12 protein-coding genes are annotated in these 13,880 nt (G+C 73.4%); 7 read left to right on the forward strand and 5 right to left on the reverse strand.

What is annotated here, in order from left to right; all coding sequences use genetic code 11:
• Positions 1-73: 73 nt before the first annotated feature.
• The 3 genes from AC230_RS20620 to AC230_RS20630 are packed head-to-tail and all read left to right on the forward strand — an operon-like array spanning position 74 to position 4,991.
• Positions 74-1,255 (forward strand): GNAT family N-acetyltransferase, encoded by a 1,182-nt coding sequence (locus tag AC230_RS20620; protein ID WP_049717771.1) that lies wholly within the window; start codon positions 74-76, stop codon positions 1,253-1,255.
• Complete coding sequence (locus AC230_RS20625; RefSeq protein ID WP_049717772.1) at positions 1,252-2,442, forward strand: LuxE/PaaK family acyltransferase; 1,191 nt, start codon at positions 1,252-1,254, stop codon at positions 2,440-2,442. Before AC230_RS20620 ends, AC230_RS20625 begins: the two co-directional genes overlap by 4 nt.
• Positions 2,442-4,991: an acyl-CoA reductase gene (locus AC230_RS20630; RefSeq protein ID WP_049717773.1), complete on the forward strand. Its 2,550-nt coding sequence runs from the start codon at positions 2,442-2,444 to the stop codon at positions 4,989-4,991. The genes AC230_RS20625 and AC230_RS20630 overlap by 1 nt, the downstream gene beginning before the upstream one ends.
• Here the strand turns inward: AC230_RS20630 and AC230_RS20635 are convergent.
• Positions 4,966-5,736, reverse strand: a complete 771-nt coding sequence (locus AC230_RS20635; RefSeq protein ID WP_198535579.1) for a GDSL-type esterase/lipase family protein — start codon at positions 5,734-5,736, stop codon at positions 4,966-4,968. The two genes, AC230_RS20630 and AC230_RS20635, sit on opposite strands and share 26 nt — an antisense overlap.
• Positions 5,737-5,819: 83 nt before the next feature.
• On the opposite strand from AC230_RS20635, the gene AC230_RS20640 reads away from it, so the two are divergent.
• Positions 5,820-6,995, forward strand: coding sequence for a methyltransferase (locus tag AC230_RS20640; RefSeq protein WP_049717774.1), 1,176 nt, complete (start codon positions 5,820-5,822; stop codon positions 6,993-6,995).
• Here AC230_RS20640 and AC230_RS20645 read toward each other — a convergent pair.
• The 3 genes from AC230_RS20645 to AC230_RS20655 form a co-directional block, all read right to left on the reverse strand.
• A complete protein-coding gene (locus tag AC230_RS20645; protein WP_049717775.1) occupies positions 6,985-7,869 on the reverse strand; it encodes a DMT family transporter in 885 nt (294 codons plus the stop codon). The genes AC230_RS20640 and AC230_RS20645 overlap by 11 nt on opposite strands.
• 175 nt (positions 7,870-8,044) lie before the next feature.
• Entirely contained in the window at positions 8,045-8,773 is a 729-nt protein-coding gene (locus AC230_RS20650; RefSeq protein ID WP_078871437.1) for a methyltransferase domain-containing protein, read from the reverse strand.
• A gap of 70 nt (positions 8,774-8,843) precedes the next feature.
• Positions 8,844-9,962 carry an FAD-dependent oxidoreductase gene (locus AC230_RS20655; protein ID WP_049717776.1) on the reverse strand — a complete coding sequence of 373 codons (1,119 nt, stop codon included), beginning with the start codon at positions 9,960-9,962 and terminating at the stop codon, positions 8,844-8,846.
• 494 nt (positions 9,963-10,456) lie between these two features.
• Between AC230_RS20655 and AC230_RS20660 the strand changes: the two genes are divergently transcribed.
• The 3 genes from AC230_RS20660 to AC230_RS20670 all read left to right on the forward strand — a co-directional run bounded on the left by AC230_RS20660 (position 10,457) and on the right by AC230_RS20670 (position 13,685).
• Positions 10,457-11,698: a phosphatidylserine decarboxylase gene (locus tag AC230_RS20660; protein WP_049717777.1), complete on the forward strand. Its 1,242-nt coding sequence runs from the start codon at positions 10,457-10,459 to the stop codon at positions 11,696-11,698.
• Between the two features lie 54 nt (positions 11,699-11,752).
• Positions 11,753-13,159, forward strand: coding sequence for a S10 family serine carboxypeptidase-like protein (locus tag AC230_RS20665; protein WP_049717778.1), 1,407 nt, complete (start codon positions 11,753-11,755; stop codon positions 13,157-13,159).
• A 109-nt stretch (positions 13,160-13,268) separates the two neighbouring features.
• Entirely contained in the window at positions 13,269-13,685 is a 417-nt protein-coding gene (locus AC230_RS20670) for an ArsR/SmtB family transcription factor (RefSeq protein WP_049717779.1), read from the forward strand.
• On the opposite strand, the gene AC230_RS32680 is transcribed toward AC230_RS20670, so the two are convergent.
• On the reverse strand, positions 13,675-13,836 hold the full coding sequence (locus AC230_RS32680; RefSeq protein WP_157868622.1) for a hypothetical protein: 162 nt from the start codon (positions 13,834-13,836) through the stop codon (positions 13,675-13,677). The two genes, AC230_RS20670 and AC230_RS32680, sit on opposite strands and share 11 nt — an antisense overlap.
• Positions 13,837-13,880 lie beyond the last annotated feature (44 nt).

Genomic DNA, 13,880 nt, shown 5'->3' on the forward strand with positions numbered 1-13,880 from the left:
GCACCCCTTTTCCTCCTTCACTTCTCGACTTCTTCGACTTCTTCGGCGCTTCGCGTCGGCGAACGGAGTTCCTGTGACGCAATTACTGCCCCGGACCACCGGGCACGGCCCGGTACTGATCGACACCGCCGGCCTCCGCGACGTGGCCGCCCTCCGCCAGCTGTACTTCGCCGTGTACGGCCCGTCCTATCCGCTGCGGCTGGGCACCGACCCGGCCGCGATGACGGCCGCGCTCCAGGCACCCGGCGTGCGCTGGCTGGTCGCCCGGCACGCCGAGTCCGGCGACGTCATCGGCTCGGCGGTGCTGCGCGGTGACGCGGCCGCACGGGTCGGCAAGGTCGAGGGCCTCGCCGTGCACCCCGGCCACGCCGGCGCGGGCATCGCCCGCGCCCTGCTGTCCGGCCTGTGCGAGGGCGCGTTCGGCCCGGACGGCGAACTGGACTCGGTGTACGCGACCGCCCGCTGCGTCTCCCCGGTGCCCCAACGGGCCCTGATGCGGCACGGGTTCCGGCCGATGGGCCTGCTGCCGGGCGCGGTGGAGCTCCGCGGCCGCGAAACCCTGGCCCTGGTGATCCGCCACCGCGACGGCGTGCTCGCCCGGCGCGCGCCGGTCCCCGAAGTGCCCGCGCAGATCCTGCCGTTGCTGGAGGCGGCGGGCCGCGCCGCCGGCCCCCTGGGCTACGAGGACGTCCGGCCGCTCCCCGCGCCGCCGCGGGCGTGCCCGCGTCCGGGCGCGGAGCCGATCGAGGTGATCCGGGCCGCGTCCTTCGTACGCCGCCGGTACGCGCAGCACACCGGCGGCGGGGCCCCCTCGCTGCCGCTGAGCCCGCCCGACGTGCTGCTCACCCCGGCGGACGGCCGCTTCGAGGCGTACGGCGTGATCGACGACGAAGGCGGCTGCGGCACCCTGCTCGACATCCTCCCCTCCACCGCCGCGCCGGGCGAGGCGCTCGGCGACGTGGTGCACGCCATGGCCCGGCACGGCGCCGCGTACGTCGAGACGCTGCTGCCGCTGGCCGACCGCGAGCGCCTGGAGCACTACCTGGCGCACGGCTTCGTCCCCAGCGCGCTGTACCCGGCGATGCGGCACGACGACGGGCTGTGGCACGACCACGTCGTCCTCACGCACGCCGCCGGCCGCCCGGACTTCCGCGCCCTGGACGCCGACGCCGTGTTCACGCCCTACGTGGAGCAGTACAGCCGGTCCTGGACCGCGACCTACCTCGACACCTTCACCCCGGAGCCCCCGCGATGACCACACCCGACCCGGCCCCGCACGCGAAGTACTTCGCCCCGCTGCCGGTGCCCGACGCCGGGCGCCTGCCGCACCTGCAACGGCTCGGCGACCTCCGCACCCCCTACGCCACCGGCCCCGACATCGACGCCCTGTTCGTGCGGGCCCTCACCGAGGTCAACACCTGGCACGCCGAACGGTCCGACTTCTACGGCCACGTGTGGCGCGCCCACGGCGAACCCGCCCTGCGCACCGCCGCCGACGCCGCGCGGCTCCCGCTGACGCACGCCAACTTCTTCAAGACCCACGTGGTGAAGTCGATCCCCGACGAGGACGTTGCGGCGCACTTCACCTCCTCGGGGACGACCGGCCAGAAGTCGCAGATGTTCTTCGACTCCTGGTCGATCGGCTCGGTGATGCGCATGGCCGCGTTCGTCCTGGACCACTACGGCTTCGTCACCCCCGACCGGCCCGCCAACTACCTGCTCTACAGCTACGAGCCCGCCGTCGGCCTCAAGCTCGGCACCGCCTTCACCGACGACTTCCTGTGCGACATGGCCCCGGTCAACCGGCGTGCCTACGCGCTGCGTTCGGTCGGGGACGAGCACGTCTTCGACCCCTTCGGCTGCGTCGAGACCCTCGTGCGCTACGCCGAGGAGGACCTGCCGGTGCGCCTGCTGGGCTTCCCGTCGTTCCTGTGGTTCACCCTGGAGCGGATGCGCGCCCTGGGCGTTCCGCCGCTGAAGCTGCGCGCCGACTCGTTCGTCTACCTCGGCGGCGGCTGGAAGGGCCACGCCGGCCGCCGGATCGGCAAGTTCGAGCTGTACGACCGGATCGAGGAGCAGCTCGGCATCCCGCACGAGCGGGTGCGCGACAGCTACGGCGCCGTCGAGCACGGCGTCACGTACGCCGAGTGCGCCCGGCACCGTCTGCACGCCCCGGTCTGGTCGCGGGTCTTCGCCCGGCACGTGACCACCCTGGACCCGCTGCCGTACGGCGAACGGGGCTTCCTGCACTGCGTGTCGCCGTTCATGACGTCGGTGCCCGTGCACAGCGTGCTCATGGGGGACCTGGTCTCCGTGCACCCCGGATCCGCGTGCGGCTGCGGCCTGGAGACCGACTGGTTCGAGATCCACGGCCGCGCCGGCACCAGCACCAACCGCAGCTGCGCCGTCGCCGCTGCCGAACTCATGAAGGGAGCGGCGTGATGGCCGAGCGGACGAACGAGCACAAGAACCATCTCTGGCAGGGGCGTTGGGTCGACGACGCCGAGGCCGGGAAGCTGCTGGCCGAACTGCCGGCCCTGGCCGGCGAGGAGCTGGCGCGGCCGCTGCCGGCCCGGCAGGTCGTCGCCGCCTGCGACCGGCTGTCGCGCCTGCTGTCCGACGCGGACGGGGACCTGCACCGCCGTCTGGCGGCGCACCTGGTCGGCTCGGGCGCGGACGAGGAGTCGGCCCGCCGGAGTCTGGCGGAGATCGCCGAGTTCCTCAGCCGTGACGGCCTGGAGCGCAAGCTGGCCGTGGAGCTGGGCGGCACCGACCCGGAGAGCCTGCGGCGCACCGACTTCCGCGCCCCGGTGTTCGAGTCGTGGGCGCCGGTGGGCCTGCTGGCGCACGTCACGGCCGGCAACGACCCGATCGTCGGCGTCTTCAGCGCGGTCGAGGGCCTGCTCGCCGGCAACGTCAACGTCCTCAAGACCAGCGGCGGCGGCTCGCTGTTCACGCATCTGCTCCTGGAGGCGCTGGGCGAGCAGGACCCGGACGGGACGATCGCGTCCCGGCTGGTCGTGCTGCGCTTCTCCTCGTCCCGCACGGACTGGCTGCGGCTGCTGTGCGCCCCGGCGGACGCGGTCGCCGTCTGGGGCGGCGAGGAGGCCGTCGCCGGCGTCTCGGAGCACGTCCCGGCGGGCTGCCGGCTGATCACCTGGGGCCACCGGATCTCCTTCGCCTACCTGACCGCCGGCGCCTGGGCCGACGAGGAGGTCCTCGACGGCGTCGCGGACAGCGTCTGCCGCCTGGAACAGCAGGCGTGCTCCAGCCCCCAGGTGGTCTACCTCGACACCGCCGACCGGGCCGAACTGGCCGCGTTCGCCGAGCGGTTGGGCGCGGCCCTGGACCGGCGCGGCGGCCGCTTCCCGGCCGCGCGGCCCGACGTGCCCGAGCAGGCGGAGATCACCACCACGCTGCTGGTCGCCCGCAGCGAGGAGCACCTGGGCCTGACGAGGACGTACGAGAGCCCCGACGGCGCCTGGCGCGTCCTGGTCGACCACCGCTCCGCCCTGCGCGCCTCGCCGCTGTACCGCACGGTGTGGGTCAAGCCGCTGCCGCGCGAGCAGCTGACCGCCGTGCTGCGGCCGATGCGCCGCTACCTGCAGACCGCCGGCCTGGCCGCGGCCCGCACCGACGTCCCCGTGCTGGCCGAGCGGCTGTTCACCGCGGGCGTGCTGCGCGTCACCCCGGTCGGCTCGATGCTGGACAGCTACCCGGGCGAGCCGCACGACGGCCTCTATCCGCTGCAGCGCTACAGCCGCCGCGTCAGCGTCCGCCTGGACGAGCGCTTCGCCCACGACACCCGCCTGGACGACCTGCACCCGCGCGCCGCCGCGGGACCGGCGGCCTGGCAGCGGCCCTCCCCCGCCCTGCCGGTGATGACCAAGGCCGACGTCCAGCGGCTCAACCCGCACATCCCGGCCGGCAAGCAGCAGCTGCACATCTGCAGCGGCGGCAGCAGCGGCACCCCGGCCCTGGCCGTCCACGCCTACGCCGACTGGAGGACCCAGCTGCGGCGCGGCGGCGAGGGCCTGGTCGCCGCCGGCCTGGACGTGCGCACCGACCGGGTGGCCAACCTGCTGTTCGCGGGCGGGATGTACGGCAGCTTCCTGTACGGCAACGGCCTGCTGGAGGAGATCGGCGCGGCGCAGCTGCCGGTCGCCGGGTCCACGGACTACGCGCGCGACGCGGCCGTCCTGATCCGGCACCGCGCGACGGCGATCCTCGCCATGCCGTCGTACGTCTGGCAGTTGTTCCGGCACGCGGGCGACGCCCTGCGCGCCTACGGCGGCATCCGCAAGGTCTTCTACGGCGGGGAGCACTTCGGCGCCGAGCAATGCCGCCACCTGGCCGAGGAGTTCGGCATCGAGGCGATCCGCGGCTTCGCCTACGGCGGCAGCGACCTGGGCACCATGGGCCACCAGTGCCAGCACGCCGAGGGCACGGTCTACCACCTGTTCGACGACCTGTTCACCCTGGAGATCCTGGCGATGGACAGCGACGAGCCGGTGGCCCCGGGCGGGACCGGGCGGATCGTCTTCACCCCGCACACCCGCAGCGCCCCCGCCATCTCCCGCTACGAACAGGGGGACTTGGGACGCTGGGTGGAGGGCGCGTGCGCCTGCGGCCGCACCACGCCGCGCTTCGAACTGCTGGGCCGCACCGGCGACGTGATCCGCACCGGCACGTACTTCCTCAACTACCGCCGCCTCGCCCGCATCGCCGAGGACCACCTCGGGTACTGCGGCGAGCTGCAGATGCTCGTCGAGCCGGGGGCCGCCCGGGAGCGCGTCGTCCTGCGCATGAACGGCGCGGACCCCGACGCGGCGACGGCGGCGTTCCTGGCCCACTACCCCGAGCTGCGGGCGGCCGTCACCGACGAGCGCCTGCTCGACCTGCGGGTCGAGGCGGTCGGCCCGGACGGCTTCGAACGGGCCGCGAGCAGCGGCAAGTTGCGCACGGTCATCGACCGGCGCCTGGACGCCTGACCCTGCGCGTACGGGCTTGTGGCGCACCCCGCCGGACGGGCGTCGTGTCCCGGCCGGCGGCGGCCACGGGCGCGTAGGGGCCGCCCACCTCCCACGCCTGGTGCATCGCGTCCGCGAACGCCGCGGCGAGGAGGTGTTCGCCCCGGGCGTTGGGGTGCGTGCCGTCGTAGGTGTCGCGGTCCAGGTCCCAGCCGGGCGGGACGGAGGCGAGCAGCAGCGGCGAGCCCGGGGTGCCGAGGTCGGCGACGGCCTTGGCGAGCAGGTCGTTGAAGCGGTCGCAGTCGGCCGCGAACCGCGGCTCCTGGCGGGCCCGGACGTTGTGGATGACGGGCAGGAGGACGGCCCGTACGGACGGGTTCGCGGCGCGCGCCCCGGCGACGAAGCGGCGGACGTTCCCGGCCGTCTGCCGGGCGTCGGTGTAGAAGCCGAGGTCGATCAGGCCGAGGGAGACCAGGAGGGTGTCGGCCCGGTGCGCGCGCACCGCGTCCTCGATCAGCGGCGCCATGTGGCACCAGCCCTGCCCCCAGCCGGCGAGGTGCGCCCGGGCCTTCTCCGGGAAGTCCGGGGCGCCGTAGTCGAGGGAGACGGGGGCGTCGGCGGCGATGTCGTGGAGGGTGTCGCGGGGGCCGACGATGCGGAAGGGGCCGCCGTGGGTGGCGGACAGGTGCTGCCACATCCGGTAGCGCCAGGTGAGGTCACCGGCGCTGCCGATGGTCATGGAGTCGCCGACGAACATCAGGTGCATGCGGGGCATTCAACCAGCCGCGGGGCGGCCGGGCCGGTCCGGAGGGCGGGCCGCCTGCCCGCTCCGTTAGCCTGAGTCCCACGATGAAGCGCTTTTCCACCCCGATGGGTGAGTTCGACCTCACCCGCTTCCCCGAGGACCCCCGCGACCGGCTCCTGCCCTGGGACGCCGCCGACGAGTACCTGCTGCGGCACCTCGCGGAGCCCGTCGCCGCCGCCGACGGAACGCCCGCGGCGCGGGCGGACCTCGACGGCTCCGTCGTCGTCCTGGGCGACCGGTGGGGCGCCCTGACCACCGCCCTCGCCGCGCACCGGCCCGTGCAGATCACCGACTCGTTCCTGACGCAGCAAGCGACGCGGGCCAACCTGGCGCGCAACGGCGCCGAGGCGTCCGCGGTGCGGCTGCTGACCACCCGGGACACCCCGCCGGACCGCGTCGACGTCCTGCTGGTCCGCGTGCCCAAGAGCCTCGCGCTGCTGGAGGACCAGCTCCTGCGGCTCGCGCCCGGCGTCCACGCCGGCACGGTGGTCGTCGGCACCGGGAAGGTGACGGAGATCCACACCTCGACGCTGAGGCTCTTCGAGCGGATCCTCGGGCCGACCCGCACGTCCCTGGCCGCCAAGAAGGCCCGCCTGATCTTCTGCTCGCCCGCCGCGGAGCCGCGGCCCGGCCCCAGCCCCTGGCCGCTGGAGTACGTCCTGGGCGACGACGCGGGCCCGGCGGCCGGACTGACCGTCGTCAACCACGCGGGCGTCTTCTGCGCCGACCGCCTCGACATCGGCACCCGCTTCTTCCTGCACCACCTCCCCCGGTCCCGCGGCGCCGAGCGCGTGGTGGACCTCGGCTGCGGCAACGGCGTGCTGGGCACGGCCGCGGCGGTGGCGAACCCGGAGGCGGAGGTGGTCTTCGTCGACGAGTCCTACCAGGCCGTGGCCTCGGCGGAGGCGACGTTCCGGGCGAACACGGCGGCCGGGCGGGCGGCGGGGTTCCTCGCCGGTGACGGGCTGTCCGCCCTGCCGGCCGGTTCGGCGGACCTCGTCCTGAACAACCCGCCGTTCCACTCGCACCAGGCGACCACCGACACCACCGCGCACCGGATGTTCACCGGGGCCCGCCGGGTGCTGCGCCCGGGCGGCGAGCTGTGGGTCGTCGGCAACCGGCACCTGGGGTACCACGTCAAGCTCCGCAAGCTCTTCGGCGCCTGCGAAGTCGTCGCGGGCGACCCGAAGTTCGTGATCCTGCGGGCCGTCAGGAGGTGACGGGCGGCGGCCCGGTGCCGTCCGCCCGCCTCGGCGGGCCGGGCTCCACGCGCGGCAGGATCAGCACCCCGGCGGTGATGAGGACGACCCCGGCCGCCTCCATGAGGACCCATGGCCCGGTGCGCACCCGCTCCTCGTACACCAGCAGCCCCAGCGTGAGGCTGACGAGCGCGTCCCCCAGGGTGAGGGCGGGCTGGGAGGCGACGAGGGGGCCGGACTCCATGGCGTTGGAGAGCAGGAACAGCGAGGCCGCCCCGGCGGCGCCGAAGCCGTAGGTCTGCCAGCTCGTGAAGAACGCGCCCGCGCCGTGCCGCGCGAAGGCGCCGATGGCGTCCTTCATCAGCGCGGCGGTCAGCGCGTAGCCGATCGCCGCGGCGGCCCCGAAGAGCGCGGCACGGGCCTTCCCCCGGGGGCGGGGAAGCGCCGCCCCGACGCACAGGGCCATCGCGGCGAGCGAGGCGGCGAGGGCGGGCAGCCAGCGCACCGTGCCGACCCGCGCGTGCCCGCCGGCGGGCGCCGCGCCCGCCAGCCCCAGCGCCAGGCCCGCGGCGACCATGACGACGGCCGCCCACCCGTACGCCGGCAGCCGCCGCCGGAACGCCAGACAGCCCAGCACCAGGGCGAACGGCAGCTCGCTGACGAAGATCGGCTGCACCAGGGCCAGCGAGCCCTGCGACAGGGCGAGTCCCTGGAAGACGGCGGCGCAGATCACGGCCGCGATCCCCGCGAACCACACCGGGTTCCGCAGCAGATCGCCCACCAGCCGCAGGCTGAAGGCGTGGTCCTGGGGCACGCTCCGGGCAGCGGCCCGCTGCAGCACGACGGCGGAGGCGTTGCTCAGGGCGGCCAGCACGGCGAACAGCACGGTGAGCACGGGGGCGACGGTGCCAGAACGGGCCGGCCCGCGCGGGCCGCACCACCGCGGCGGAGGCGCGTGTCACGCGATCAGGCGAGCGGGCCGGCGGTGCGGCCGTGCACGCGGTCCCTCGACCGGCGCCTCTCCGCCGGAGGCGATAAATTGGTCGGAGGTGTACCGGAGAGGAGGGACCTCATGTCCTCGAAACGGCGCCGCAAGAAGAAGAAGTCCCGTATGAAGGCCGCCAATCACGGCCGCCGGCCGCAGAGCTGATCGCCGGCGACGGGCCGTCCCAGGGGCGGCGCGCCAGCAAGTGGGCGTCGAGGAAGCCCCGTTCGGAGGCCGGGTCGTGGACGAGCCGGGCGAAGGGGACGAGCCCGGCCCCGGTCAGCAGGCCGGCGAACCGGTCCACCGGCCAGCTGTAGGCCGGCGCCACCTTGTGGTCGAAGCGGACCGGTTCCGGCTCCTCGGTCCCGAAGAACGAGACCAGCAGCAGGCCCCCGGGCGCCAGGACGCGCACCTGCTCGGCGAGCAGCGCGGGCAGGTCCCCGGGCGGGGTGTGGATCATCGAGTAGTGGGCCAGCACGCCGCCGAGCGCGCCGTCCTCGACCGGCATGGCCTCCATCCGCGCCTCGTCGAAGCGCAGCGCCGGGTGGACCCGCCGGGCGTGCTCGACCATGGCCGGGGAGAGGTCGAGCCCGAAGGCGTCCAGCCCCAGGTCGGCGAGCATGGCCGTCATGTGTCCGGGCCCGCACCCGGCGTCGGCCGCCCGCGCGTTCCCCGTCCCGCGCACCAGCTCGGCGAAGGTGCCGAGCATGGCCCGCGCGAACGGCTGCGTCTCCAGCCGTCCGGCGAACATCGACGCGTACAGCTCGACGACCCCGTCGTAGGCCGCCCTGGTCCGGTCCTGGTGCTCCGCCACGGGAGGAGAAGGTAACACCCGCGGTCACGAGCGCGGCGGGCGCCTCCGTCAGGTGCCCTGCCGGGGCGGCTCACTGCCGTACGACCGCGTCGATCAGGCCCTGGGCCGCGGACCCGCCGGAGACGGCCCCCTCCTCCGCGCGGGCGGCGGCCAGGGCCCCGCGCGGGAACATGGCCCGTTCGTACGCGGTGAGCGCGGCCTCGGTGTCGTGGGGGTGCGCGGCGAGGGCCTCGCCGAGTTCGGCGCCGTCGAGCATGGCCAGGTTGGCGCCCTCGCCGTTCGGGGCCGCGAGGTGGGCGGCGTCGCCGAGGAGGGTCACGCCCGGGACGCGGTCCCACCGGTGACCGGCCGGCAGGGCGTGGAGGGGGCGCAGCACCGGCGCGGTGTCGCCGTCGGTGATCAGCGCGGTGAGCTGCGGCGCCCAGCCGTCGAATTCCCGCGCGATGCGCGCGGTGGCCGCGGCGGCATCGGCGAAGTCGATCGCGGCGAACCATTCCTGCGGCTCGGTGATCCCGATGTAGGCGTGCAGGGTGTCGTCCTTCTCCCGGTGGGCGAAGATCTCCCGGCGCGGCCCGGGCACGACCATCGCCCCGCCGCCGACCGCCCTCGCGGCGGCCGGGTGCCGGGTAAGGGCGTCGAACAGGTACGTCTCGACGACCGACTTGCCGGTGTACGCGGGAGTGGCGGCGGAAAGCAGGGGCCGGACGCGTGACCACGCGCCGTCCGCGCCGACCAGCAGGCCGGTGACGACGGTGCCGCCGCCGGCGAACGTCACCTCGTGGCGCCCGTCGCCGAGGGTGCGGGCGCCGCCGACCTTGTGTCCCCACCGGACGGTGCCCGCCGGGAGCGAGTCGAGCAGGAGCCGTCGCAGTTCGCCGCGCTGTACCTCGGGGCGTTCGCCCGTGCCGTCGTCGGCCTGGTCGAGCACGACGGTCCCGCCCGGCTCCAGAACCCGCAGGGCCTGGCGGCCCTCCAGGACGATGCCGCGGAACGCGTCCGTCAAGCCGGCCTTCTCCAGGGCGATGCGGCCGTTGTCGGCGTGGATGTCGAGCAGCCCGCCCTGCGACCGCTCGGCCGGGGACCGCTCCGCCTCGTAGACCGTGGCCGGGATGCCGTGGAGGTGCAGGACGCGGGCGAGCGTGAGGCCGCCGAGCCCGGCGCCGATGATCGTGACGTGCGTGGTGGTCATGGGGCTTTCTCCCTGGTCGTGAGCGCCGTTGCGGCGAGTCGGGCCGGTGCGCCGGTGCCGTCGTGGACCGGCGCCGGCCTGATCCACTGTCGTGGCGTGCACCGACCGATCGCCGACAGCTCACCGATCACGCCGACAGCTCTCCGACAGCTCACCGATCATGCCGACAGCCACCCGGCACCGGGCCGGTGTCGGCATCGGTCCGCGTCCGCCGAGGGGCATTGGACCGAGTCCCGGTCATCGTCAACCGCTTCGGCGTGGGCCGTCCGGCCGTGTGCGGTGGGACGGGGCTGACCGGTGGGGCGCGGGGGAACTCCGCCCGAGCCCTCGCCCGGCAGGCCTGTGCCCCCTGTGCCCCGCCGTGGCGGGAGTGACGGCCAACTCCGTGGCAGAGAAGTGCGGTTCGCGCCCATGGTCCCCTTTCGTGGTGTCCCGGCACCGGGCCAGCCTGGTCCGGCGCGAGACAGAAGCGGACGAGTGAAGGGGACACACGGATGACGCAGGGCAGGGAATGGCCGCCGTCGGCCGACATCAACCACTTCCTCGAAACCGTGGAGGACTGGTACCACGCGGACCGCGAAGGCTTCCAGACCCTCTACGAAGCGGCGGTCGCCAACGTCGTGCCGTATCCGGCCCCCGAGGGGGGACAGCGCGACAACGAATGGAAGAACAAGGACATCAAGGGCCTGTGCGAGTTCTTCCGGAGCTGGCACCGCTGGCAGCTGGAGGAATGCGGCGTCGACAACGGGCTGGAGTACATAGAGAAGTTCAGCGAGCTCAACTACGAGAACGACTACGGCATGGTCTTCGTGACCTGCGGCCCCGGGCTCAAGATGCTCGCCGACTTCACCCAGTTGCAGGGCAGGCAGATGGACTCCGAGGAGTCCAGGAAAGTCACCCAGCGGTGGATCGAGCAGCTCGGCAAGAAGCGCATGGACGACTATGTCGCCCTCGACTGGCGGAACTTCAACGAGTTCTTCGTCCGCGAGGTGAAGAAGGACAGGCGGCCGGTCGACGCCCCGGCGGACGACAGCGTGGTGGTCGCCCCGGCCGACTGCGTCATCAACATGATCGTCGACAGGCTGACGCTGGAGACCCCCATCCCGGTCAAGTCGGTGACCATGAACGTCCAGCAGCTGCTCGACGGATCCCCGTACGCCGAGAAGTTCCTGGACGGCACGGCGGTCTCGTGCGTCCTGATGCCCGACAACTACCACCGCTACCACGCCCCGGTGTCCGGTGAGGTGGTGGAGTCCCGCGCCGACGTCGGCGGGGTCTACTACGGAATGCGGGATTTCCCCGACCTGCTCAACAAGGGCGACGTGGGCTACGGCTACGACTACGAGATGTTCGACCAGTTCCGCCGGGGCTACGTCGTCATCAGGACCAGGTACCTGGACGCCGAGGGAAAGCCCGTGCCGGGGCCGGACGGAGTCGGACACGTCGGGATGGTGACCGTCGGCCTCAACTCGATCGCCTCCGTGGTCTACCAGGAGCAGTTCAGGGCGATCAGCCCGGAATCGCAGCCCGTGCCGGTGCGCAAGGGCGAGGAGATCGGCTACTTCCAGTACGGCGGCTCGCTGAACATCCTGCTCTTCGAGAAGGACCGGTTCCCCGCGCTGCAGGTCCTCCAGGGGCAGCGCATCGGGCTCCTGGAGCGGAAGGAAAGGGTGCAGAAGCTGTTCACCAGCCACCACCACCTGCAGTCCCGCCGCCTCCGCCGGCTGGCTCCCTGACCGCCCGGACGCCGCCCCGTCGCCGTCAACCCGCCGCAGCACGAAGGGTGAACCATGTCCTCGGACGACCTCGTCGCCTCGATCCCGGCGAACATCCCCGACACCCTGCGCATCGCCTTCCTCACCAAGGACGTCAAGAAGGTCCGCTCCTACGCCGGACACGTGCACATCGACAGCGTCAGGCACCAGGGGAAGAAGAACCACCTGTTCTACTGGTTCTTCGAGAGCCAGACCTGCAACCCGCACGTCGCGGCCCCCGACCAACAGGCCCTGATCGACGGCACGCCGCTGCTGATCTGGCTCAACGGCGGCCCCGGCGCGTCCTCCTTGCTGGGGCTCTTCCTGGAGAACGGCCCGCTGTCCATCGGCGACGACCCCGCGGGAACGGTTTCGGTCTCCCCCGGATCCTGGAACCAGGAGGCCCACGTCGTCTACTGGGACCAGCCCGTCGGCACCGGATACAGCTACTCCGACGCCGACGAGTACGCCGAGGACGAGGACGCCCTCGCCCGGATGTTCTGGAAGGGCCTCCAGGAATTCTTCTCCGCGCACCCCGAGTACGCGAACTGCCCGCTGTACGTCTGCGGCGAGAGCTACGCCGGCAAGTACGTCCCCGCCATCGCCCTGGAGATCCACCGGCGGAACCGGGAGAACAGCGGTGCACGGAACATCGGCCTGCGGGGCATCGCTGTCGGCAACGGCTGGATCAGGCCCGAGCTGTCGCTCCGCGCCCTGGTCGACTACGCCTACACGACCGGATTCCTCGGCATCGCCCAGAAGAACTCCCTGGACGAGTCGTACGCGGAATTCCAGGAGGTCCTCCGCTCGGGAGACATGCGGCAGGCGACCAAGCTGGGCAACGCCCTGGTCTCGGCCACGCTGGCGTACGGAGGGAATTTCGACCTCTACGACGTGCGGCGCTGGGACGACCTGTCCATGGGGGCGCTGAACGCCTACCTGAACAGCGAGCACGTCAAGGAGTCCCTGCACGTCCCCCCGCACGTCCCCTGGCAGTGCGCCGACAACGAGGGCCCCGTGGCCGACGCCCTGGTGAACGACAACATGCGGGACTGCACCGGCCAGTACGCCGAACTCCTCGACGCGGGATATTCCACCCTGCTCTACACCGGGAACTTCGACACCGCCTGCGGATTCCGGAGCACCGAGGAGATCCTGGACGACCTCATGCGGCGCAAGGGCGAGCACGAGCACGGGGAATGGCGCAACGCCCCCCGGCTGATCTGGACGCAGGCGCAGGGAAATCCGAAGGGATTCGTCCGCCGCCTCAGGAATCTGACCCAGGTCGCCGTGCCCGACTCCGGGCACCAAGTGCCCGCGTTCCAGCCGGAGATCTGCCGGGAGATGCTCTACAACTGGCTCTTCGACCGCCCCTTCGCCGGCTACGACCCCCAGCAGCCGGCCAAGCAGGGCAACGGCGGGACCGGCCTGTTCAAGGGCTGACCGCGGTCACCGCGCGCGTCCGCTCCCCCGCCTCCTGCCGGCGCGGGCGCGGCCGCGGCGGGAGGCGCCGGGACCGGCCGGAGCGGAGGGCGGCCGCTACCCTTTTTGCATGGAAGCGCAAGTTCCTCCCTGGGATTCCGCCGGTGCCGACCGCGCCGTCGCGGTCCTCAAGGCGGTCGCCGACCCGTCCCGCTACCGCCTGCTCTGGGCCCTCAGACGCCAGGAGCTGCCGGTCAGCACCCTGGCGGAGCTGCTGGGCGCCCACGTGGCCGCGACGTCGCAGCACCTGGCGAAGCTGCGGACCGCCGGGCTGGTGTCCTCCCGGCGGGAGGGCACCAGGATCTACTACCGCGTAGCGGGCGCCCATGTGGAGGCCCTGCTGGAAGGCGCGGTGCTGGCGGCCGGCGCGACGGGCGCCGGCTCCGGCACGGCGGCGGCGCGGACGGAGACGGCCGCCGTCGCGCAGGAACAGCACGCGCCCGCGCGCACCGCCGCGCGCCGGGTCCGGCGCCCGGTCACCGAGTAGTCCGGCGGCCCGGGGACGTCACGGGGGCCGCGCGCAGGACGGTGCTGTCGAGGGGGCTGTCGGCGATGCGCCGGGCGGCGTCGCGGACGAAGGCCCGGAGGGCGGCCGCGCGGTGGACGCGGCGGACGTGGAGCACGGTGAGGACGGACATGCGAAGGTCACCTCCGTGACGCGGTCGAGAGGGAACGGGGAGCG

Origin of the sequence: Streptomyces caatingaensis (assembly GCF_001187435.1) — a bacterium.
Classification (GTDB): Bacteria; Actinomycetota; Actinomycetes; order Streptomycetales; family Streptomycetaceae; genus Streptomyces; species Streptomyces caatingaensis.

Bases quoted from the DNA above. Each gene is read 5' to 3' on its own strand.
- AC230_RS20665 (WP_049717778.1), top strand. From the start codon at position 11,753: ATGTCCTCGGACGACCTCGTCGCCTCGATCCCGGCGAACATCCCCGAC.
- AC230_RS32680 (WP_157868622.1), bottom strand. From the start codon at position 13,836: ATGTCCGTCCTCACCGTGCTCCACGTCCGCCGCGTCCACCGCGCGGCC.
- AC230_RS20655 (WP_049717776.1), bottom strand. From the start codon at position 9,962: ATGACCACCACGCACGTCACGATCATCGGCGCCGGGCTCGGCGGCCTC.
- AC230_RS20640 (WP_049717774.1), top strand. From the start codon at position 5,820: ATGAAGCGCTTTTCCACCCCGATGGGTGAGTTCGACCTCACCCGCTTC.
- AC230_RS20630 (WP_049717773.1), top strand. From the start codon at position 2,442: ATGGCCGAGCGGACGAACGAGCACAAGAACCATCTCTGGCAGGGGCGT.
- AC230_RS20625 (WP_049717772.1), top strand. From the start codon at position 1,252: ATGACCACACCCGACCCGGCCCCGCACGCGAAGTACTTCGCCCCGCTG.
- AC230_RS20635 (WP_198535579.1), bottom strand. From the start codon at position 5,736: ATGCACCTGATGTTCGTCGGCGACTCCATGACCATCGGCAGCGCCGGT.
- AC230_RS20670 (WP_049717779.1), top strand. From the start codon at position 13,269: ATGGAAGCGCAAGTTCCTCCCTGGGATTCCGCCGGTGCCGACCGCGCC.
- AC230_RS20660 (WP_049717777.1), top strand. From the start codon at position 10,457: ATGACGCAGGGCAGGGAATGGCCGCCGTCGGCCGACATCAACCACTTC.